The sequence below is a fragment of the Pseudomonas sp. 32_A genome (assembly GCF_017490905.1).
In the GTDB taxonomy this organism is placed as follows: domain Bacteria; phylum Pseudomonadota; class Gammaproteobacteria; order Pseudomonadales; family Pseudomonadaceae; genus Aquipseudomonas; species Aquipseudomonas inefficax.
Window position 1 is genome coordinate 1 of sequence record NZ_JAFGYI010000193.1, and the last position, 515, is coordinate 515.

1 protein-coding gene is annotated in these 515 nt (G+C 64.9%); it reads right to left on the reverse strand.

The annotated features are described in order from the left end of the window. The coding region (locus J5M58_RS26235; protein WP_306795255.1) for a putative PEP-binding protein at nucleotides 1-515 on the reverse strand (515 nt) is incomplete at both ends.

Sequence of the window (515 nt, forward strand, 5' to 3'; positions counted from 1 at the left end):
ATGTAGCGCGACGCGCCGCGGAAACCCAGCATCGGGTTTTCCTCATCCGGCTCGTAGCGCGAGCCGCCGATCAGCTTCTTGTACTCGTTCGACTTGAAGTCGGACAGACGCACGATCACGGGCTTCGGATAGAACGCCGCCGCGATCGTCGCGATGCCTTCCGTCAGCTTGTCCACATAGAACGCCCGCGGCGACGCGTGGCCGCGCGCGACGCTCTCGACCGCCTTCTTCAGGTCGGCGTCGACGTTCGGGTACTCGAGGATCGCCTTCGGATGCACGCCGATGTTGTTGTTGATGATGAACTCGAGGCGCGCGAGGCCGACGCCCGCGTTCGGCAACTGCGAGAAGTCGAACGCGAGCTGCGGGTTGCCGACGTTCATCATGATCTTGACCGGCACGCTCGGCAGCTCGCCGCGCTGCACCTCGGACACTTCGGTTTCGAGCAGGCCGTCGTAGATCTTGCCCTCGTCGCCCTCCGCGCACGACACCGTGACGAGCGCGCCGTCCTTCAGCAC